Annotated in this window: 16 protein-coding genes; 7 read left to right on the top strand and 9 right to left on the bottom strand. The window is 65.3% G+C overall.

From position 1 onward, the window contains the following. Positions 1-12: 12 nt before the first annotated feature. A complete protein-coding gene (locus tag Q0030_RS27045; RefSeq protein WP_298373948.1) occupies positions 13-1143 on the top strand; it encodes a pyridoxal-phosphate dependent enzyme in 1131 nt (376 codons plus the stop codon). Between the two features lie 100 nt (positions 1144-1243). On the opposite strand, the gene Q0030_RS27050 is transcribed toward Q0030_RS27045, so the two are convergent. From Q0030_RS27050 to Q0030_RS27065, 4 genes are all read right to left on the bottom strand, one after another. Continuing rightward, positions 1244-2272 carry a glycosyltransferase family 1 protein gene (locus Q0030_RS27050; protein WP_298373950.1) on the bottom strand — a complete coding sequence of 343 codons (1029 nt, stop codon included), beginning with the start codon at positions 2270-2272 and terminating at the stop codon, positions 1244-1246. Beyond that, positions 2272-3108 carry a UDP-2,3-diacylglucosamine diphosphatase gene (locus Q0030_RS27055; RefSeq protein WP_298374285.1) on the bottom strand — a complete coding sequence of 279 codons (837 nt, stop codon included), beginning with the start codon at positions 3106-3108 and terminating at the stop codon, positions 2272-2274. Before Q0030_RS27055 ends, Q0030_RS27050 begins: the two co-directional genes overlap by 1 nt. 263 nt (positions 3109-3371) lie before the next feature. Then, positions 3372-4031 (bottom strand): DedA family protein, encoded by a 660-nt coding sequence (locus Q0030_RS27060; protein ID WP_298373953.1) that lies wholly within the window; start codon positions 4029-4031, stop codon positions 3372-3374. Between the two features lie 10 nt (positions 4032-4041). Then, entirely contained in the window at positions 4042-4620 is a 579-nt protein-coding gene (locus Q0030_RS27065) for a methyltransferase domain-containing protein (protein ID WP_298373955.1), read from the bottom strand. 327 nt (positions 4621-4947) lie between these two features. On the opposite strand from Q0030_RS27065, the gene Q0030_RS27070 reads away from it, so the two are divergent. Beyond that, the gene (locus Q0030_RS27070) at positions 4948-5622 is read left to right on the top strand and encodes a response regulator transcription factor (RefSeq protein ID WP_298373957.1); all 675 of its coding nucleotides are present in this window, start codon (positions 4948-4950) and stop codon (positions 5620-5622) included. Positions 5623-5627: 5 nt separating this feature from the next. Beyond that, complete coding sequence (locus tag Q0030_RS27075; protein WP_298374287.1) at positions 5628-6995, top strand: HAMP domain-containing sensor histidine kinase; 1368 nt, start codon at positions 5628-5630, stop codon at positions 6993-6995. Positions 6996-7124: 129 nt separating this feature from the next. Here Q0030_RS27075 and Q0030_RS27080 read toward each other — a convergent pair whose 3' ends face one another. Next, entirely contained in the window at positions 7125-8318 is a 1194-nt protein-coding gene (locus Q0030_RS27080; protein ID WP_298373960.1) for a serine hydrolase domain-containing protein, read from the bottom strand. Positions 8319-8409: 91 nt separating this feature from the next. After that, a complete protein-coding gene (locus Q0030_RS27085) occupies positions 8410-10050 on the bottom strand; it encodes an NAD(P)/FAD-dependent oxidoreductase (protein ID WP_298373962.1) in 1641 nt (546 codons plus the stop codon). 138 nt (positions 10051-10188) lie between these two features. Here Q0030_RS27085 and Q0030_RS27090 point away from each other — a divergent pair, with 138 nt between their 5' ends. After that, positions 10189-11250, top strand: a complete 1062-nt coding sequence (locus tag Q0030_RS27090; protein ID WP_298373965.1) for an AraC family transcriptional regulator — start codon at positions 10189-10191, stop codon at positions 11248-11250. Positions 11251-11267: 17 nt separating this feature from the next. Here Q0030_RS27090 and Q0030_RS27095 read toward each other — a convergent pair whose 3' ends face one another. Both Q0030_RS27095 and Q0030_RS27100 read right to left on the bottom strand, forming a co-directional pair. Further along, positions 11268-12302 (bottom strand): aldo/keto reductase, encoded by a 1035-nt coding sequence (locus Q0030_RS27095; protein WP_298373968.1) that lies wholly within the window; start codon positions 12300-12302, stop codon positions 11268-11270. Positions 12303-12324: 22 nt separating this feature from the next. Continuing rightward, positions 12325-13506, bottom strand: coding sequence for an MFS transporter (locus Q0030_RS27100; RefSeq protein WP_298373970.1), 1182 nt, complete (start codon positions 13504-13506; stop codon positions 12325-12327). Between the two features lie 100 nt (positions 13507-13606). Between Q0030_RS27100 and Q0030_RS27105 the strand changes: the two genes are divergently transcribed. Both Q0030_RS27105 and Q0030_RS27110 read left to right on the top strand, forming a co-directional pair. Further along, the gene (locus tag Q0030_RS27105) at positions 13607-14563 is read left to right on the top strand and encodes a LysR family transcriptional regulator (RefSeq protein ID WP_298373972.1); all 957 of its coding nucleotides are present in this window, start codon (positions 13607-13609) and stop codon (positions 14561-14563) included. Between the two features lie 7 nt (positions 14564-14570). After that, complete coding sequence (locus Q0030_RS27110; protein ID WP_298373976.1) at positions 14571-15059, top strand: SRPBCC domain-containing protein; 489 nt, start codon at positions 14571-14573, stop codon at positions 15057-15059. Between the two features lie 18 nt (positions 15060-15077). On the opposite strand, the gene Q0030_RS27115 is transcribed toward Q0030_RS27110, so the two are convergent. Continuing rightward, positions 15078-15827 carry a class I SAM-dependent methyltransferase gene (locus Q0030_RS27115; protein ID WP_298373978.1) on the bottom strand — a complete coding sequence of 250 codons (750 nt, stop codon included), beginning with the start codon at positions 15825-15827 and terminating at the stop codon, positions 15078-15080. A 347-nt stretch (positions 15828-16174) separates the two neighbouring features. Here Q0030_RS27115 and Q0030_RS27120 point away from each other — a divergent pair, with 347 nt between their 5' ends. Continuing rightward, entirely contained in the window at positions 16175-18550 is a 2376-nt protein-coding gene (locus Q0030_RS27120) for a glucose/quinate/shikimate family membrane-bound PQQ-dependent dehydrogenase (protein WP_298373981.1), read from the top strand. The last annotated feature ends 8 nt before the right edge of the window (positions 18551-18558 follow it).

Genomic DNA, 18558 nt, shown 5'->3' on the forward strand with positions numbered 1-18558 from the left:
GACTGAACTGAGATGCCATCACCCAGCTACATCGACCCGCTCAACGGAAAGCTCTATCCGCTGGATGTCCCGCGCTGGTGCTCAGACGAGGGCAAGCCGCTGCTCGTCACACCGCTGCCCGGCATCTCCCGCGACGAGGTCGAGCGCGGGACGCGCTCGCTGTGGCGCTACCGCGCGGCGCTGCCGGTCGAGATCAAGCAACCGATCACGATGGGCGAAGGCTGCACGCCTGCGGTCGAGAAGGCGTGGGGCGATCTGCGGCCGCATTTCAAGCTCGAATGGTTCAATCCGACCGCGAGCTTCAAGGATCGCGGCACCACGGTGATGCTCTCCTTCCTGCGCCAGCTCGGCGTCGACGCGGTGCTGGAGGACTCTTCCGGCAATGGCGGCGCGTCGGTCTCAGCCTATGGCGCGGCGGGCGGCATGCGGGTCAGGATCCTTGCGCCGGCGACGACATCGCCGATGAAGGTGGCGCAGATGCACGCCTTCGGCGCCGAGGTGCAGCTGGTCGAAGGCCCGCGCGAGGAATCCGAGGCGGAAGCGATCCGTCAGTCGAAGCAGATCTTCTATTCCAGCCACAACTGGCAGCCGTTCTTCCTGCAAGGCACCAAGTCGCTGGCCTACGAGATCTGGGAAGACTTTGGCTTCACCGCGCCCGACAATGTCATCATGCCGGTCGGCGCCGGCAGCAGCCTGCTCGGCTGCTATATCGGCTTCAAGGAGCTGCTCGCGGCCGGACAGATCGCACGGCTGCCGCGCCTCTTTGCCGCGCAACCCCTCAATTGCTCGCCGGTCGATGCCAGCTTCGCCGCCGGCGTCGACACGCCGGTCGATCGCGCGGTCCGCAAGACCATCGCCGAAGGCACCGCAATCAAGCATCCGCTGCGCCTGAAGCAGATGATCACGGCGCTGAAGGAGAGCGGCGGCGGCACGGTCGCGATTCCTGAAGACGGCATCGTCGCCGCATTGAAGCGGCTGGCGCGTACCGGCCTGTTCGTCGAGCCGACCTCAGCCTCGGCCGCCGCCGCGCTCGACGTGCTGGCGGCGCGCGGCGCGATCCGGCCGGCGGAGCGCACCGTCGTCATCATCAGCGGGACCGGGATCAAGGCAGCCGGGCTGATCACGGAGCTGCTCGGCAGCTAGAGCGTTTTCGAGCGAAGTGGGCACCGGTTCGCGTGAAGAAAACGCGTCACAACAAGAAGCTAGAGCTTCGGTTCTGATTCAATCAGAACCGAAGCTCTAGTCAGCCTACGGCCAATGCACGCACCGGCGAAGCGTGCGCCCGCCCGATATTGTCGAGGAACTGCCGCACGCTTTCCTGCCAGGTAAAGGTCAGGGCGTGGGCGCGGCATTTCTCGCGCGGCACCAGCAGCGCGCCGAGCGCCGCGCGACGCAGATCGTGATCGAGACAGCCGCAGCCTGACTTGCCGATCACGTCGAGTGGTCCCATCACCGGAAAGGCCGCAACCGGCAGGCCGCTGGCCAGCGCCTCGAGGATCACCATCCCGAACGTGTCGGTCAGACTTGGAAACACCATGACGTCGGCGGACGCATAGACATCGGCGAGCGCGCGGCCCGTCCGCGTGCCGAGGAAATGGACCTGCGGAAACCGGCCCTGCAAACTGCTGCGCAGCGGCCCATCCCCGACCACGACCTTCGAGCCCGGCAGGTCGAGACCGAGAAAGGCGTCGAGATTCTTCTCGACCGCGACGCGGCCGACATAAAGGAACACCGGCGCCGGGAAGGCGAGCGGCCGCTCCGTACGCGGGCAAAACAGCTCGGCATCGACGCCGCGCGACCACGGCATCAACTTGCGGAAGCCATGTGCCTTCAGCGCCTGCTCGAGCGACGGCGAGCCGACCATGATGCCGTCTCCGCTATTATGGAAACGGCGCAACGCCGCGTAGCTCCACCGTAGCGGGACCGGCAGCCGCGCCGCGAGATATTCCGGAAAGCGCGTATGATAGCTGGTCGTGAACGGATAGCCGCGTGTCCGGCAGACATGACGGGCGATCCAGCCGATCGGGCCTTCGGTCGCGATGTGCACCGAGTCCGGGCGCGCAGCCGCGATCGCGCGCGCGATCCGGCCGAGCGACGGTAGCGCGAGGCGGATTTCCGGATAGCCGGGCAACGGCACGGTGCGGAAATCGGCCGGCGTGAGAAACGTAATCTCCGCGCCGAGCGACGGCGCTTCACTGGCAAGATATTCGAGCGAGCGGACCACACCATTGACCTGTGGCCGCCAGGCGTCGGTTGCCACCAGCACGCGCATCAGGCGGCCGCCCGCGCGAGCGGCGCAAGCTCCGCCGCATCCAGCGTCGTGCGCGCCTCCGTCCATCGGACGATTTCAAACTGCCCGCTATAGCGCTCGACCACGCCCGTGCAGGACTCCACCCAATCCCCCGTGTTGATGTAGCGGACGCCGAAATCATCGTGCATCGCCGCGTGATGGATGTGACCGCAGATCACGCCTTGAACGTTGCTGCGCGTGGCCTCCGATGACAGCACCTCCTCGAACCGGCCGATGTGGTTGACCGCATTCTTGACCCGCAATTTCGCCCAGGACGAGAACGACCAATAGCCGAACCCAAATCGGCGCCTGATCCAGTTGAGCCAGACATTGCAGGCGAGCGCGGCCCGATAGCCGGCATCGCCGATCAGCGCGAGCCAGCGCGCGTGCCGCACCACGAGATCGAAATGATCGCCGTGAACGACGAGATAGTCGCGGCCGTCGAGGCCACGATGGATCGCCCGATCGACGATCTCGACGCCGCCGACTGCCGTGCCGGCATAGTCACGCAGAAACTCGTCGTGATTGCCGGGAATGTAGACCAGGCGACAGCCCCGTTGCGCGAGTTCGATCAGCTCCCGCACGACCGCATTGTGCGCCGTGGGCCAGTACCAGTTCGACCGCAGGTACCAGCCGTCGACGATGTCGCCGACCAGGAATACGGTTTCGGCATCATGGTGACGGAGGAAGTCGATCAACCGCTCGGCCTGGCATCCCCGAGTCCCGAGATGGACGTCGGAGATGAACAGGCTCCTGACCTTGACGACATCCCGCGGCGAGACCCGCCTGCCGTCCACGCGATCGCCAGACCCATGCATGCCGCTATCCGGCCGAAACGCCACCGCCATGGCCTCGGCCAATCCCGCGAGAACCTTCGTGACATCGCGGCTGGCGCATCGCCTGAAGATCGAGCGATGCCAATAGATGCTGGCGATAAGCACCAGCAGCGCGAACTCGGCCGCGCGATATCGCCCGCCGGAAGCCGCGTGACCGAACTGATAGCTCGTGGCCAGCACCAGCAGTGTCGCGGCGGCACGCTCGAGCGTATCCGAGCTGGGCCGCAGGCGGGCCAACAGGGTTCTCATGCACCTTCCTCCACCGGCAAGCGTGAGGGGAGCGCGCGCGACTTCGCCAAAGGCTGCGGCGCGAGCGAGCGCTTGTAGAAGCGAAATCCGAGGAGGAGCGCGACCTCCACGGCGATCAGGATGACCACCACCCAGAAGCCGAGGCTGACCGGACCATGGCCGCTGCCGCGCAGGACATAGCCAAGAGTGAGGAACGGCATGTTCCAGATCACGGTACCGATCGCCGTTGCCATCACGAAGGCGCGCGGCTCCAGGTGCAGCACACCGGCTGGGAGAGCGAGGTAAATCCGCACGGTGGGCAGAGTCTGACCGATCAGCGTCACCCAGAAATGATTGCCGCGATAGGCGTCGGTGAGCTGTCGATAGAGCGAAGGCCGCAGCAACACGAACTTGCCAAAGCGCGCCACCAGCCCTTCGATGCGCCGCGAGCCGAGCGCGCGCCCGAGCCCGTACCAGCCGATGGCACCGACGACAGACCCGACGCTGGTCGCGAGGATGGTCATCGCGAGCATCGTGCCGTCGGAGACCGTCAAGCCGAGCAGCATCAGCAGCACATAGGACGGCAGCAGCGGAATGAACTTCTCGGCGACGGCGAGGCAGCCAACGCCCACCAGGCCGAAGTGCAGAAACATCGCGATCGTGCTCGACGTGTCCATGGCGCCTCGATCAAGCGTGGGAGTGGCGGCGGCTGATCCGGTACACGGACGCCGGCGGCAGGTTGAAGAACGTCTGCCCGATGCAGCTCGCCTGCAGATCGAGGCGATCCAGGATCGCGTCTGCGACGGGACAACGCGGGCCATAGGTGATCTGGTAGAACGCCCCGCCGGCGCGGAGATAGCCGAAGGCGCCGTGGAGGATGGTTATGACTTTCTCCGGCGGCATCATGAGGAGTCCGAGGCCGCTCACGATCGCACCGACCGGCGCCCCGTCGAACAGCCTCTCTCTCCGCAGCCAGGCCGCGTCCATCCAGAGCACCCGCGCGCCAGGGAAGCGCCGCTGCAGCAGCGGGATGAACTCGGAGCCATACTCCACCAGCGTCAGATCCTGCTGCCTCACGCCACGCTTCAGCAAAGCGCGGGTGAAGACGCCCGTGCCGGGGCCGAGCTCGAGCACGGGGCCGGTATCCGCGGTGATCTCCTGCGCCATGAGCGACGAGATCGCTGGCCCCGACGGCGCGACCGCCGCGACACGCAACGGATTACGCACCCAGGCGCGGACGAACGGCAGGATGTCAGCGGCCGACATGCTGGAGCTCCCGTACGATGAGCGCGTTGCCGGTCTTCCACCGGGGATTCGATAACAAGGTCATTCGCGTGTCTTTCGCATTGCGGGTACCCACCATCATGTGTGGTAGGCTCCCGTCGGTTGAGCAGTGCCGGTCGGTGTTGGGACGATTCGATCACCCCGATGCACGTCTCTGTCTCATGCGAAGCTTGCGCGAGCCTGTCGTGAATCTTCGCGCGCGCGATTTTTCACGCCGCGACGTATTCAGGTTGAGCAAGCCGCAAGGTTGCCGCAATGAAGCGGACATAAAACCGGCAAATCGAACGACGAACCGAGGCAGACAACGAAATGCGGGTGCTGTTGGTGGAGGACCAGCCGGACATGGTCGCGGCGCTGCGTGCGGCACTCGCGCGCCACGACATGCTGGTCGATCACGCGCCGGATCTTCTGGAGGCCGAGGCGATTGCCGCAGCGGGAAGTTACGACGCGATCGTGCTCGACCGCCAATTGCCTGACGGCGACGGGCTGTCGCTGATTCCGAAATTGCGCGCGAGCGGCAACACCGTTCCGGTACTGGTGCTGACCGCCCGCGGCGAGCTTGCGGACCGGATCTCGGGTCTCGACAGCGGAGCCGACGATTATCTCGGCAAGCCGTTTGCATTCGAGGAGCTGCTGGCACGGTTGCGGGCGCTGCTGCGCCGCCCCGCCAACGTGCAGCAGCATGCCGCGCGGATCGGCCGCCTGTCGTTCGACTTCACCCATCGCGAGGCTAGCGTCGACGGACGTCCCCTCGAGATGCCGCGCCGCGAACGGCTGGTGCTCGAGACGCTGCTGCATCGGATGGGACGCATGGTGCAGCGCTCCGCGCTGATGGAGGCGGTTTACGGCCTCGACGACGAGGTGCAGCCCAATGCGCTGGACACCCATGTGTCGCGCTTGCGCCGCAGGCTCACCGAGGCCGACGCCGGCGTCACCATCAACGGCGTTCGCGGCCTCGGCTATGTGCTGCGGGAGACACCGTGAGCGTGCTGCGACCGCGATCCCTCACCTGGCGCCTGGTAGGGCGCCTCGCGGGCCTGCAGGCCGTCGCGCTGACCCTCCTGATCCTGCTGATCGGAGCCGCCGTCATCGGGCTGCTGCGGGCGGGACTGCTGATCGGCGAGTACGAAGGCAGCACGCTCGATACGCTGCGCGACGCCGTCACCCGCGATGAAGCGGGCGGACTGACGCTGCGCCAGACGCCGGAGCTGGCCGCCCTGCGCGCCGAGCACGCCGACCTCTGGTTCATCATCCGCGACGCCGAGGGACACCAGCTGGCCGAAGGCGCCGTGCCCGCGCAATTCGCGCCGATCGCATCAAGCCTCGATCACGTGAGCGAGGCGCGGCTCAAATGGAATCCAGCGGAAGCCGCGCGGCCCGCGGGTCTCGTCAAATGGGTCGACACTTCTGCCGGCCGGATCCAGATCCTGACCGGCACATACGGCCAGCTCTCGATGTGGCGTGCGCTGGAGAGCACACCGCTGCTGTTCCTCAACATGATCCTGCCGATCGTCGTGCTGATGACGCTGGCGACGCTGGTCGCAACCCCGTTCGTGGTGCGCCGGGCCATGAAGGGCCTCGCACAGGTCGCAGCGCAGGCCGGACGCATCGACATCGACCAGCGCGGCGCGCAGTTGCCGCTCGACGAGGTCCCGATCGAGATCACCCCGCTGGTCAAGGCCATCAATGCCGCGCTCGACCGCCTCGACAAGGGTTACGAGCGCCATCGCCGCTTCCTCGCCGATGCCGCGCACGAGCTGCGCACGCCGATCGCAATTCTCTCGACACGGGTCGCTTCGCTGGAGGCCGGACCGGAGAAGACCCATCTGCTCGAGGACGCCACCCGCCTCAGCGTGATGGCGGGCCAGCTGCTGGACCTGCAACGGCTCGATCAGCGCGCCGACACGTTCGGCCCCGTCAATCTCGTCGGCATCGCGCGGCAGGTCGTCCTCGACCTTGCGCCGCTCGCGTTCGCGGCCGGATATGAAATGTCGTTCGAGCACGACGACGAGACGATCGTGGTGACCGGCGACCAGACCGCGCTCGAACGGGCCCTCACCAATCTCGTGCAGAACGCCGTCGACCACGGGCAGCGGCGCGGCACGATCCTGGTTCGGGTGACGACAGCCGGCCAGATCGAGGTCAGCGACGACGGCGACGGCATTCCGCCCGACGAGCGCGAGCAGATCCTGGAGCCGTTCCGCCGGCTGCATCCGGGCGGGCGCGGCGCCGGCCTCGGCCTCGATCTGGTGCAGAGCATCATGCGTCTGCACGGCGGCCGGATCGAGGTCGATCAGGCGCCGTCCGGCGGCGCCTGCATGCGGATGGTGTTCCCGAAGGTTCAACCGGCGTGCTGATCGAACGGAGGTGGCCGCGGCACGCCGCGAAACAAGAGCCCGCTCCGATGGAAGCGGAACGGCGCTCTCTTCTCTTGCTTTGGCGCGTTTTGTTTACGCGAACCTGTGTCCAGATCGTTCGAAAACGTCCTAGCCCGCCTTGCGCAGCTTCAGGGCTTCGTAGAACGCGGTCTCGAAATTGATGTATCCGATGAAGGATGTCGGATCACCAAACGGCAGGATCTGCGTCGCCCAGAATCCGCCGAAGCCGTTCTGACGATCGATCCAGTAGAACAGGTTGGCGAGGCCGGCCCAGCCGAGCGCGCCGGCGGGGCGGCCGGTCGGAGCCTGCTCGTCATTGATCATGAAGCTGAGCGCCCATGATTTCGACTGGCCGGGGAAGAATTCGGCGTCGTTGGCGAGCGAGGTGATCACGCCGGTAATCGCGGTGACCTTGTTGTTGCCGAGATGGTTCTTCTCCGCCATCCGCACGGTTTCGGCCTTCAGGACCCGGCCATGCTCGCCGGCGCCGTCGTTCAACCACATCCGGATAAAGCGCATATAGTCGCCAATGGTGCCGTAGAGCCCGTGGCCGCCCATATGGATCTCCGGATTGGCCGGCAGTTCGAAATCCATCGGCGTGAGCGAGCCGTCGGCGTTGCGGGCGTGAATGCCGGCGAGCCGGCGGCGCATCGCGTCGGTGAGCTCAAATGCCGTGTCCTGGATTCCGAGCGGCTCGAAGATCCGCGTCTTGAAGACCTCGCCGAGCCGGCGACCGGCGATCGCCTCGACGATCTGGCCGCACCAATCCATGTTGGTGCCGTACTCCCATCGCTCACCGGGATCGAACAGCAGCGGCGTCATCAACGAAGCCTTGGACGCCGTGATCACGCTGGGTTGCCCCTTCTCCTGTGCGAGGCGATTATAGGTGTGATTGATGAAGTCGTAGCCGAGGCCTGCGCTGTGGACCATCAGCATGCGTGTGGTGATGTCGCGCTTCGGCGCACGCAGCCGCGGTTCGCCGTTGTCGTCAAAACCCTCGATAACCCTGAGCTTGCCGAGGTCGGGTGCATAGGTCTTGGCCGGCGCATCGAGATCGAGCTTGCCCTCCTCGACGAGTTGCAGGACCGCCGTCCCGGTGATCGCCTTGGTGGTCGAGAAGATGGCGAACACACTGTCGGACGTCATGTCCGCAGCCTGGTCGAGGCGGCGCTTGCCGGCAGCGCCTTCGTAGATGTTGCGATGGCGGTCGGTCACCATGGCAACGACGCCGGGAACGCGCGGGTTGGATGTCACGACGCCGTCGAGAATCGCATCTGCTGCCGCACCAAAATTCATGCTCATTGTCGTCCTCCCATATTCTATCTTGTGATGTGATCAATCGTGGGCGACGCCGGGGTCCGCGAAGACCGCAGCGCCGGATCGCGATCAGGCGCTACTGCATGGCAAAGCCCTGATAGCCGCTCGCGGCGACCTCGTCGCATTTCTGGCGGTAGGTACCGACGCCGCCGCAATAGGACAGCACCCGGCGCGGCTTGCCCTCGACATTCGAGCCGAGGTACCAGGAGTTGGTCTTGGCGATTAGCGTTGCGTTGGCGGTCTCGTCGTGATGCGCCACCCACTGATCCTCGGCGTCCCTGGTCGGCTCGATGATGTTGAGGTTTTTGCCGCGCAGATACTTGATGCAATCGGCGATCCACTCGACCTGCTGCTGCAGGCAGGTGGTCATGTTGCAGAGCGCGGCCGAGGGCGCGAGCGGCACCGCGGTCGTGAACAGGTTCGGATAGCCATGGACCTGCAAGCCCATCGTGGTGCGGATGTCCCTGCCCCAATCATCCTTCAGCGATCGCCCGTCGCGACCGCGGATGTCGATGCGCGTCAACGCCCCCGTTCCGGCGTCGAAGCCGGTGGCCAGAATGATGACGTCGAACGCGTGCACCGTGCCGTCGGCGGTCTGGATGCCTTCGGACGTGATGCGGGCGATCGGATTGTTCTTGACGCCGACGATCTCGACATTGGGCCGGTGGAAGGCCTCGAGGAAATTGCTTTCCAGCGGCACCCGGTGCGTGCCGAAGCCGTAATCGGTCGGAATCAGCTGTTCGCACAGCTTGGGGTCCTTGATCCGCTCGCGCATCTTTTCGCGCACGAATTCGGTGATCTCGGCATTGATGGCTTCGTCGAAGAACAGTTCGGCAAAGGACGAAACCCACAATTTGAGCGATCCGTCATTCCAGCAATCCTCGATCACCTGACGGCGCTGCTGCGGCGTCAGGTCGGCCCAGGCATGCTCGAAGTCGAACTCGAATCCGGTGAACGTCTTCGGCAGCCGCTCGGTGAGGAACTTGAACTTCGACTTGTAGGCCGCGGCATCCGCCGCATCCCATTTCGGGTTCTTCATCGGGATGATGTATTGCGGGGTGCGGATGAACACCTTGAGATGACCGACCTCACCGGCGATCGACTGGATCACCTGGATTCCGGTCGCGCCGTTGCCGACCACGCCGACGCGCTTTCCCGCGAGCTCGATCGGTCCTTTGGGCCAGCGCGCGGTGTGGAACAGCTCGCCCTTGAACGTCTCCTGTCCCGGGAAGGACACGTGTGGCGCTGAGAGCATGCCGCAGCAGGTGACCAGGAACTGGGTGTCGATCACTTCGCCCTTGTCCGTCGCCACCAGCCAGCGTTGTGTCGCCTCGTTGAAGTGCGCGCTCTTGACCGTGGTGCCGAACTGGATGTCCTTCCTGAGATCGAGGCGGTCGGCGACGTAGTTCAGCCAGCGCTCGATCTCCGGCTGGCCCGGGAACCGCTCGCTCCAGCTCCAGCCTTTGTAGAGTTCCTCGGAGAACAGGTACTGATAGGTGTGGCCTTCGGAATCGAAGCGCGCGCCGGGATAACGGTTCCAGTACCAGGTGCCGCCGACGCTTGACCCGGCATCGATCGCCTTCACGCTCAGTCCCTGTTCGCGCAGGCGGAACAGTTGGTAAAGACCGGCGACGCCGGCGCCGACGACGACAGCGTCGAGCTTGGTCGTTGCACGTGCACCATTGCTTCCATTCGACCTTGTGACGGTCTCGGTCATCGTTTCCTCCTGTTGTCTTGCTTCGCACGCGCTCATACCCGCCGTGTCGCCGGGCGATGGTGCGTTGCGTCAATTAGGTCTCGGCCGCTGTCGCCGGGACGCAGAGGAGGCTACGGGTCGTGCGACCGAGCGGCTTGGATGAAACCGACAATCTCTGGAACGCCGCCGTTCAATCGAACCACCGGCCATTGGTCGGCTTGGCAACCGGCGAAAGCGGCCTATTCTGCGCTCAGCCGTCCGGCCAAGAAGAAAGAAGCGGTCAACCGCGCCACGGATTCCACGGAGGAGGCTCGCGCGATGGGCCAATTGATCACGGTCGAGGAGCTGCCGCGCTATGCGCCCGGTGAGCTGAAGCTGGACAGCGCCTCAGTCGGGAGGAGCGACTTCCGGCTGCGGATTTTCCGCTATGAACCATCGGATATCTGGGTTCCCCCGTCGGAAAACTTCCTGCTCGTGCTTTATCGCGACGGCGTGACGTCGATGAACCGTCGCGTCACCGGCGCGTGGAAGCAGGATCACGTCGGTCGCGGCGTCACGTCGCTATTGACCCGCGCCGAGCCATCAAGCTGGCACTGGAAGAACGACATCGAGGTCACCCATTTCTATATCGCCCCTGCCCTCATGATGAAGACCGCCAGCGATGCCTTCGACCGCGACGCCGAGGCGATCGAGCTTCACGACCTGCTCAAGGCCGAAGATCCGATGCTGACCTGGATCAACGACCAGATGGTTCAGGAGGTTGCGGCAGGCGGTCCGGGCGGACGCCTCTGCTATGACGCGCTGGCGCTGCAGGCGAGCGTGCACATCCTGCGGAAATATGCGGCGATCGAGTTCAAGATGCCATGTGCGCAAGGACGCTTTCGTCCGGCGCATGCCCGGCTGATCGAGGACTATATCGAGCAGAACATCTCCCGGAACATCACGCTGGAGGAGCTGGCGAACATCTGCAATTGCACGCCGATCCAGTTCGCCCGCAAATTCCGTGTGCATTACGGCACGCGGCCGCATGCCTATGTCCTGCGGCGCAAGGTGGAGCACGCGTGCCAGCATCTGCGCAAGGACCGCATCGCGCTGAAGGAGATCGCGCTGCTGAGCGGCTTTGCCGATCAAAGCCACCTCAATCGCGTCTTCCGCCAGCACATGAACGTCACGCCGGCGGAATATCGCCGGCAAGTCTGCGAACATTCCGCACAGGCGTGAGACGGCTCGCGGCCGGCTCACACCGCCGGCGGGTTGAGCCGGGCGAAGCCGTCCTGGATTCGGTAGGGATAGTACGGATAGGCCGGCATCACCGCGCTTGCCTTGTCGAGACGCGCAATCTGGTCCGCCGAGAGCGACCATCCGACGGCGCCGAGATTGTCTCGAAGCTGCGCTTCATCGCGCGCGCCGATGATCACGGACGAGACACTCGGCCGCGCCAGCAGCCAGGCGATCGCGACCTGCGGCACGCTGCGGCCGGTCTCGGCAGCCACGGAGTCCAGCGCATCGACGATCGCATAAAGCTTCTCGTCATCGACCGCCGGCCCGAATTGCGCGGTCTCATGCAAACGGCTGGTCTTGGGCAGTGGCTGCCCGCGCCTGATCTTGCCGGTGAGCCGGCCCCAGCCGAGCGGGCTCCAGACCAGCGCGCCGACGTCCTGATCGAGCGCGAGCGGCATCAGCTCGGACTCATAGTCGCGGCCGACCAGCGAATAATAGACCTGGTGCGCCACATAGCGCGGCCAGCCGTGCCGCTCGGCGATGCCGAGCGATTTCATCAGGTGCCAGCCGGAGAAATTCGAGGCGCCGACATAGCGCAGCTTGCCGGCGCGGACGAGCGCATCGAGCGTCGACAGCACCTCGTCGATCGGCGTGAAGGCATCGAAGGCGTGAAGCTGCAGGAGGTCGATATAGTCGGTGTTGAGCCGCTTCAGCGCGGCGTCGACCGAAGCGACGAGGCGGTATCGCGACGTGCCGGCATCGAGCGGACCGTCGCCCATCGGCAGGCCGGTCTTGGTCGAGATCAAGACCTTGTCGCGGCGCCCCTTGATCGCGGCACCAAGGATCTCCTCTGATGCACCGTTCGAATAGACGTCGGCGGTGTCGAACAAATTGACGCCGACATCGAGGCAGATGTCGATCAGCCGTCGCGCCTCGCTGGCGTCGCTGCGGCCCCAGGCCGAGAACAGGGGTCCTTGGCCGCCGAAGGTGCCGGTGCCGAAGCTGAGCACGGGGACCTTCAGGCCGGACGCACCGAGATTGCGATATTCCATGGTCATACTCCTTTGATCCGGTTCATTCGGCCGGGCACTGCGTGGCGAGGACGACTGGCCGGTCGAGGCGCAGGCTCCACAGCGCGAGCAGCAGTCCGACCGCGGTGATGAGCGCGGCGACCAGCGGCAGCGCGCCGAGGCCGAGGCCACGATCGATGGTGACGCCGCCGGCCCAGGCGCCAAGCGCGTTGCCGAGATTGAAGGCTGCGATGTTCAGACTGGAAGCCAGCGTCCGCCCTTCCACACCGGCGGCTTCGAGCACGCGAAGCTGCAACGGCGCGACCGTTGCAAACGCGGCGATCCCGAGCACGAACAACAGCGCGACTGCCAATGCCTTGATCGAGATCACCGCCGCCAACGCGACGAGGACGGCAGCGAGACCACCGAGCGACACCAGCAACGCACGCGCAACTCCCTTGTCGGCGAGCCGCCCGCCCGCGACATTGCCGATCGCAAGGCCGGCGCCGAACACCAAAAGGATCGGCGACACCGCGGCGTCGGAAAATCCGGTGAGCCGGGTCAGGATCGGCTGCACATAGGTGAAGACCGCGAACAGCCCGCCGAAGCCGAACACCGTCATCGCAAGCCCGAGCAGGACCTGCGGGCGGCCGAGCACGGCGAGCTCCTCGCGCAGCGACGCCGGCTTGTCGTTGGCGCCGACATGACCGGGGACCAGCACGGCCAGCACGGCGAACGCGATCACGCCGATCACCGCCACCGCCCAGAACGCGGCGCGCCAGCCGAGCATCAGGCCGAACCATGCGCCGAAGGGTACGCCGAGCAAGGTTGCAACCGTCAGACCGATGAACATCGTGGCAATCGCCGACGCGCGCTTGTCTTCAGGCACGAGACTTGTCGCGACCACCGAGCCGACGCCGAAGAAGGTGCCGTGCGCCAGCGACGTCAGGATGCGTGCCGCCATCAAGAGCTCGTAGTTCGGCGCCAGCGCGCAGGCCGCGTTGCCGAGCGTGAAGATCGCCATCAGCGCCAGCAGCACCGCCTTGCGCGGCATCCGCCGCGTAGCCAGCGTCAGGATCGGCGCGCCGACGAACACGCCGAGCGCGTAGCCGGAGATCAAAAGACCCGCCGCGGATACCGATACCTGCATGTCGGCGGCGACCTGCAGCAACAGCCCCATGATGAGGAATTCGGTGGTGCCGATGCCAAAGGCACCGGCGGTCAAGGCAAGGACTGCAGCAGGCATGTGTCGCTCCGGAGGTGAGGATTCCGCAATGCGAGATAGCGGTCCGGACGCGGAAGGATTAGAATGGCCGCAATCCAATCATTTGTGACGTGAATTCAAGATGTCTCGAACAGACACCAACCGCTCCGGCGAGATGGACGTATTCGTCCGCGTCGTCGATCTCGGCGGCTTCACGGCTGCGGCGAACAGCCTGCGGCAGACTCCATCCGGCGTCAGCAAGCTGGTCTCGCGGCTCGAGACGCGGCTCGGCACGCGGCTGGTCAACCGCACCACGCGTAAGCTGCAACTGACTGAGGAAGGCCAGGCCTTCTATCAGCGCGCCCAGCGCATCCTCGCCGATATCGACGAGGCCGAACGCGAGGCCGCCTCCTGCGTGCCGCGCGGCCATCTCACCGTGAACAGCAACATCCCATTCGGCATGCTGCATGTGATGCCGCTGCTGCCGCGCTTCATGCGCGAGCATCCCGACATCACGCTCGACATCGTGCTGACCGACACGCTGGTCGATCTGATGCAGGCGCGCGCCGACGTCGCGATCCGGGTCGGCCCGCTCGGCGCCTCGCGGCTGATCGCGCGCAAACTCGGCACCAGCCGCATGGTGGTGGTTGCCGCACCGTCCTATCTCGCGCGCTTCGGCACGCCGAAAACCCCGGCGGACCTCGCCGCCCATCGCGGCATCGGCTGGACCTTTCCGCGCAGCATCCGCGGCTGGCCGTTCCGCCGCGCTGAAAAAATCGAAGAGGCGCTGCCGCCACCGGTCGCCCGCGTCAGCGACGGCGAAGCCGCGCGCCAGCTCACGCTCGGCGGCATCGGTCTGGGGCGGCTGGCGCTGTTCCACATCGGTCCCGACATCGAGGCCGGGCGCCTGGTGCCGGTGCTGCAAAACCTCAATCCGGGCGATCGCGAAGACATCCACGCGGTCTATGTCGGCCACGCCGGCCCACTGCCGGCGCGGGTCCGCGCCTTCATCGATTTTCTCGCGCAGCACATCCGGATCGGCGATCCGGCGTTGCGGCGTAGCGCGGATGGAAAATGGAAAGTCGTGGGTGACAAGTGAGCATTCGATGACGGATGAATCCCTGCACTTGCAGACTGTCACCGAGTCGATCCGCATCGCCGCGGAGCCAAGGCATGTCTGGGACGCGATCATCGACCCCAAAGCGGGCGAGATATGGCGCAACGCGCATTTCAACACCGATTGGCAGATCGGCGCACCGATTGAGATCGAGGCGGAGATCGGCGCGAAGCGCTATAGGGACAAGGGCCGCGTCCTCCACGTCGAGCCGCGACTACGCCTCGCATATTCCTATTGGTCGCAGGTCTCGGGCCTGCCGGATATTCCGCAATCCTATGCGACGATCACGATGACGCTCGCGGCTGACTGCGGCGAGGGGTTGCTGACCGTCACCCAGCAGGTGCCGCCGTCGCCAATTCGGCGCGGGGACGGTTGGGAAATCGGCACCGACTCCGGCGCGAAGCATGTCGCGTTCTACTGGCGCATGGCGCTGCCGCGCCTGAAGCAGGCAGTCGAGCAAGGACGCGCCGCGCAATAGCGCGGTCTCGAAAATGCTCTAGGTCCGCTTCAGCAAGAAGAGCTGCGTGACATAAGGAAACACCACCTCGTCGGCCTCACCGAGGCCGGCCTCACGCAGGATGGCGTTGGTCCTGTCGCGAATAACCGCCTTCTCCGCATCGGGAAGATTAGCGACATAGCTGGTCGACACGACGCGCTCATAGACACCCTGGCGCGCCATCCGATGCGGATGCTCCTGCACGATTTCCTTCTCGAGCAAGAAGCGAGGGTCCTGCAAGATCCAGCGCCAGCGCCCGGAGCGCTGCCGGGGCGTGTCTCCCGCGTATTTCTCAATCATCACCGACAACGCGTCGACCCACGGCGCGCGGTCATCCCTGTTGTTCCAGACCAGCGCCAGCGTACCGCCGGGACGCAGCAGGCGCGCAATCTCGGCGACCGACGGCTCGTTGTCGAACCAGTGGAACGCCTGCGCGCAGGTCACGAGATCGACGCTGCCGGTTTCGAGGCCGATCGCATCCGCGCGGGTGTTGATGACCTCGATCCCTGCTTCATTCGCAAGTTTCGCCGACATTTCGGCGACGGGCTCGACAGCGACCAGACGCGCCGTCCCGGACAAATGCGGGAGCAGCAGGCGAGTGAACTTGCCGGTTCCGGCTCCGAGATCGACGACGCAGCGCGCGTCCCTCAGCGGCAACGCTGCGACGATCTCCGCCGGATAGCTGGGTCGGCCCGCCTCATAGGCTGCGACCGCGACGCGATAGTTCCTAGCCGTAGGGTTCAGTGTCATTGTTGCTTCTCCTGCGAGCCGGGCATCTGTGGCGAGATCTACGGAACGGTATAGAGCAACGCCTGCACAGAATTGAAAGAGCGCGTCGATTCAAACTTCGCTGAGCACCCGTCACCTTGCGTCAGCGCCACGCGCCTGGCGTTGCTCCTTGTTGAACAAAGTGCGCGCAGTTTGAATGACCTTGCTTCGGCAAGAACCAATAGCGCAACTTTGCATGCTCGTGTTGTATCAACGTCGCAGTTCCCGGTTGCAAGTTGCAGTTGATTGAACCACAGTTCCTGAAAGCGGACGCGGTCTGTTGCGCTTGCGCAGGACAAGCCCGGTGCCTCTTCCGCACTGGTGCAGCCATGCAGCGATCCAGGACCGTCTTTGTCACGGGTATCATCTACGCCTTGATTGGTCTGGTCCTCGCGGGCGGCGGCATCTGGCTCGCCGCATTGGGCGGATCCATCTTCTACATCCTCATCGGCGTCGGCATTCTCGCCACGGCTGCGCTGTTGCTGGCGCAGCGCCGTTCCGCGCTCTGGCTGTTTGCGATCGTGCTGGTCGGCACGCTGGCATGGGCCGTCTACGAGGTGAAGTTTGATTGGTGGCCGCTCGCGGCGCGCGGCGACATCATCTTCCCGATGGCGCTCTGGCTGCTGACGCCGGTGATGGTTCGCGGGCTGCTGCGAAACGAGCCGGTGTCCTACGCGCGCGCGACGGCGCCGCTCTGGGTCGGCGTCGTGGCGGCAGCAGTCGTCCTCGTGGCCGGGCTGCTGTCGAGCTATCACGACATCAACGGCACGATCGCCGAGTCTGGCTCCGCCGTGCAGCAAAGCGAGGCCGATCCGCAACCGGATGGCGATTGGCGCGCCTATGGACGCACGCAATTCGGACAGCGCTATTCGCCGCTGAAGCAGATCACGCCGGACAATGTCGGCAACCTCAAGGTCGCCTGGACCTTCCGCACCGGCGACGTGCCGACGCCGGAGGATTCCGGCGAGACCACCTTCGAGGTCACCCCGATCAAGGTACGCGACACGCTCTATCTCTGCTCGCAGCACCAGGTGCTGTTCGCGCTCGACGCCAAGACTGGCACCGAGCGCTGGCGATACGACCCCAAGCTTGTGCACAACAAGACGTTCCAGCACATGACCTGTCGCGGGGTCTCCTATCACGAGACCGCGGCTGGTGCCGTCGACAGCAGCGGCAGTCCGGCGCCCGTCGAATGCCCGCGCAGGATTTTTCTGCCCGTCAACGACGGCCGCATGATCGCGCTCGATGCCGACAGCGGCAAGCTCTGCGATGGCTTTGCCGATCACGGCATCCTCGACCTGCAGCAGGGGATGGGTATCAAGACCGCCGGCTTCTTCGAGCCAACGTCACCGCCGGTCGTCAGCGAGAGGATCCTGGTTGTTGCCGCCGCGGTGATCGACAATTACGCGGTCGAGGTGCCGTCGGGCGTGATCCGCGGCTTCGATGTCTACACCGGCAAGCTGGTCTGGGCCTGGGACTCCGCCGCGGCCGACGAGAACGCACTGCCGTCGCCGACGCGCCATTACACCAACGGCTCACCGAACTCCTGGATCACGGCCTCGTTCGATCCGAAATTGAATCTCGTCTACATCCCGACCGGCAACAACGGACCCGACATCTGGGGCGGCAATCGCGATGCGCTGGTCGAGCGCTATTCCAGCTCGATCGTCGCGCTTGATGTCGACACCGGCAAGCGCGTCTGGTCGTACCAGACCGTGCATCACGATCTCTGGGACATGGACGTTCCCTCGCAACCGAGCCTGGTCGATGTGACGACGGCCAAGGGCGTCGTTCCCGCGATCATCCAGCCGACCAAGGTGGGCAACATCTTCGTGCTCGACCGCAGGACCGGCGAATTGATCGTGCCGGCGCCAGAACGTGCGGTGCCGCAGGGCCCCGCGCCCGGCGACCGCTCCGCACCGACCCAGCCGTTTTCCGAACTGACGTTCCGACCGGAGGCCAAGCTGACTGGCGCCGATATGTGGGGCGGCACGATCTTCGACCAGCTGCTGTGCCGGATCATGTTCCACCGGCTGCGCTATGAGGGCACGTTCACGCCGCCGTCGTTGCAGGGCACGCTGGTCTTCCCGGGCAATCTCGGCATGTTCGAATGGGGCGGCATCGCGATCGATCCTGTCAGGCAGATCGCGATCGCCAATCCGATGTCGCTGCCGTTCGCGTCACGGCTGATTCCGCGCGGCCCGCAAAATCCTCCGGCACCGACGGCCGAGAAGCCGGTTGGCAGCGAGGTCGGGGTGCAGCCGATGTACGGCACGCCGTTCGGGGTGGATATCTCGAGCTTCCTCTCGCCGCTCTCCGTGCCCTGCTACCGGCCGCCATGGGGCTCGATGGCCGCGATCGATCTGAAGACGATGAAGATCGTCTGGCAGCATCCGAACGGCACGATCCGTGACACCACGCCGCTGCCGCTTCCGTTCAAAATGGGTGTGCCGATGCTCGGCGGGCCGATCACCACCGCCGGCGGCGTCGCGTTCTACACCGGGACCTATGAGTACACGATCCGCGCCTACGACGTGCGCGACGGCAAGGTGCTCTGGGAAGATCGCCTGCCCGCCGGCGCGCAATCGACGCCGATGAGCTACGAGGCCGGCGGCAAGCAATACGTCGTCACCGCGGCCGGCGGCCACGGCTCATTCGGCACCAAGCGCGGCGATTACGTCATCGCCTACGCGTTGAAGGATTGAACCCGGGA

This window comes from uncultured Bradyrhizobium sp. (genome assembly GCF_947648125.1).
GTDB lineage: Bacteria > Pseudomonadota > Alphaproteobacteria > Rhizobiales > Xanthobacteraceae > Bradyrhizobium.

Bases quoted from the DNA above. Each gene is read 5' to 3' on its own strand.
- Q0030_RS27070 (WP_298373957.1), top strand. From the start codon at position 4,948: ATGCGGGTGCTGTTGGTGGAGGACCAGCCGGACATGGTCGCGGCGCTG.
- Q0030_RS27115 (WP_298373978.1), bottom strand. From the start codon at position 15,827: ATGACACTGAACCCTACGGCTAGGAACTATCGCGTCGCGGTCGCAGCC.
- Q0030_RS27110 (WP_298373976.1), top strand. From the start codon at position 14,571: ATGACGGATGAATCCCTGCACTTGCAGACTGTCACCGAGTCGATCCGC.
- Q0030_RS27080 (WP_298373960.1), bottom strand. From the start codon at position 8,318: ATGAGCATGAATTTTGGTGCGGCAGCAGATGCGATTCTCGACGGCGTC.
- Q0030_RS27095 (WP_298373968.1), bottom strand. From the start codon at position 12,302: ATGGAATATCGCAATCTCGGTGCGTCCGGCCTGAAGGTCCCCGTGCTC.
- Q0030_RS27065 (WP_298373955.1), bottom strand. From the start codon at position 4,620: ATGTCGGCCGCTGACATCCTGCCGTTCGTCCGCGCCTGGGTGCGTAAT.
- Q0030_RS27100 (WP_298373970.1), bottom strand. From the start codon at position 13,506: ATGCCTGCTGCAGTCCTTGCCTTGACCGCCGGTGCCTTTGGCATCGGC.
- Q0030_RS27055 (WP_298374285.1), bottom strand. From the start codon at position 3,108: ATGCATGGGTCTGGCGATCGCGTGGACGGCAGGCGGGTCTCGCCGCGG.
- Q0030_RS27090 (WP_298373965.1), top strand. From the start codon at position 10,189: ATGAAACCGACAATCTCTGGAACGCCGCCGTTCAATCGAACCACCGGC.
- Q0030_RS27060 (WP_298373953.1), bottom strand. From the start codon at position 4,031: ATGGACACGTCGAGCACGATCGCGATGTTTCTGCACTTCGGCCTGGTG.
- Q0030_RS27105 (WP_298373972.1), top strand. From the start codon at position 13,607: ATGTCTCGAACAGACACCAACCGCTCCGGCGAGATGGACGTATTCGTC.
- Q0030_RS27050 (WP_298373950.1), bottom strand. From the start codon at position 2,272: ATGCGCGTGCTGGTGGCAACCGACGCCTGGCGGCCACAGGTCAATGGT.
- Q0030_RS27120 (WP_298373981.1), top strand. From the start codon at position 16,175: ATGCAGCGATCCAGGACCGTCTTTGTCACGGGTATCATCTACGCCTTG.
- Q0030_RS27045 (WP_298373948.1), top strand. From the start codon at position 13: ATGCCATCACCCAGCTACATCGACCCGCTCAACGGAAAGCTCTATCCG.
- Q0030_RS27085 (WP_298373962.1), bottom strand. From the start codon at position 10,050: ATGACCGAGACCGTCACAAGGTCGAATGGAAGCAATGGTGCACGTGCA.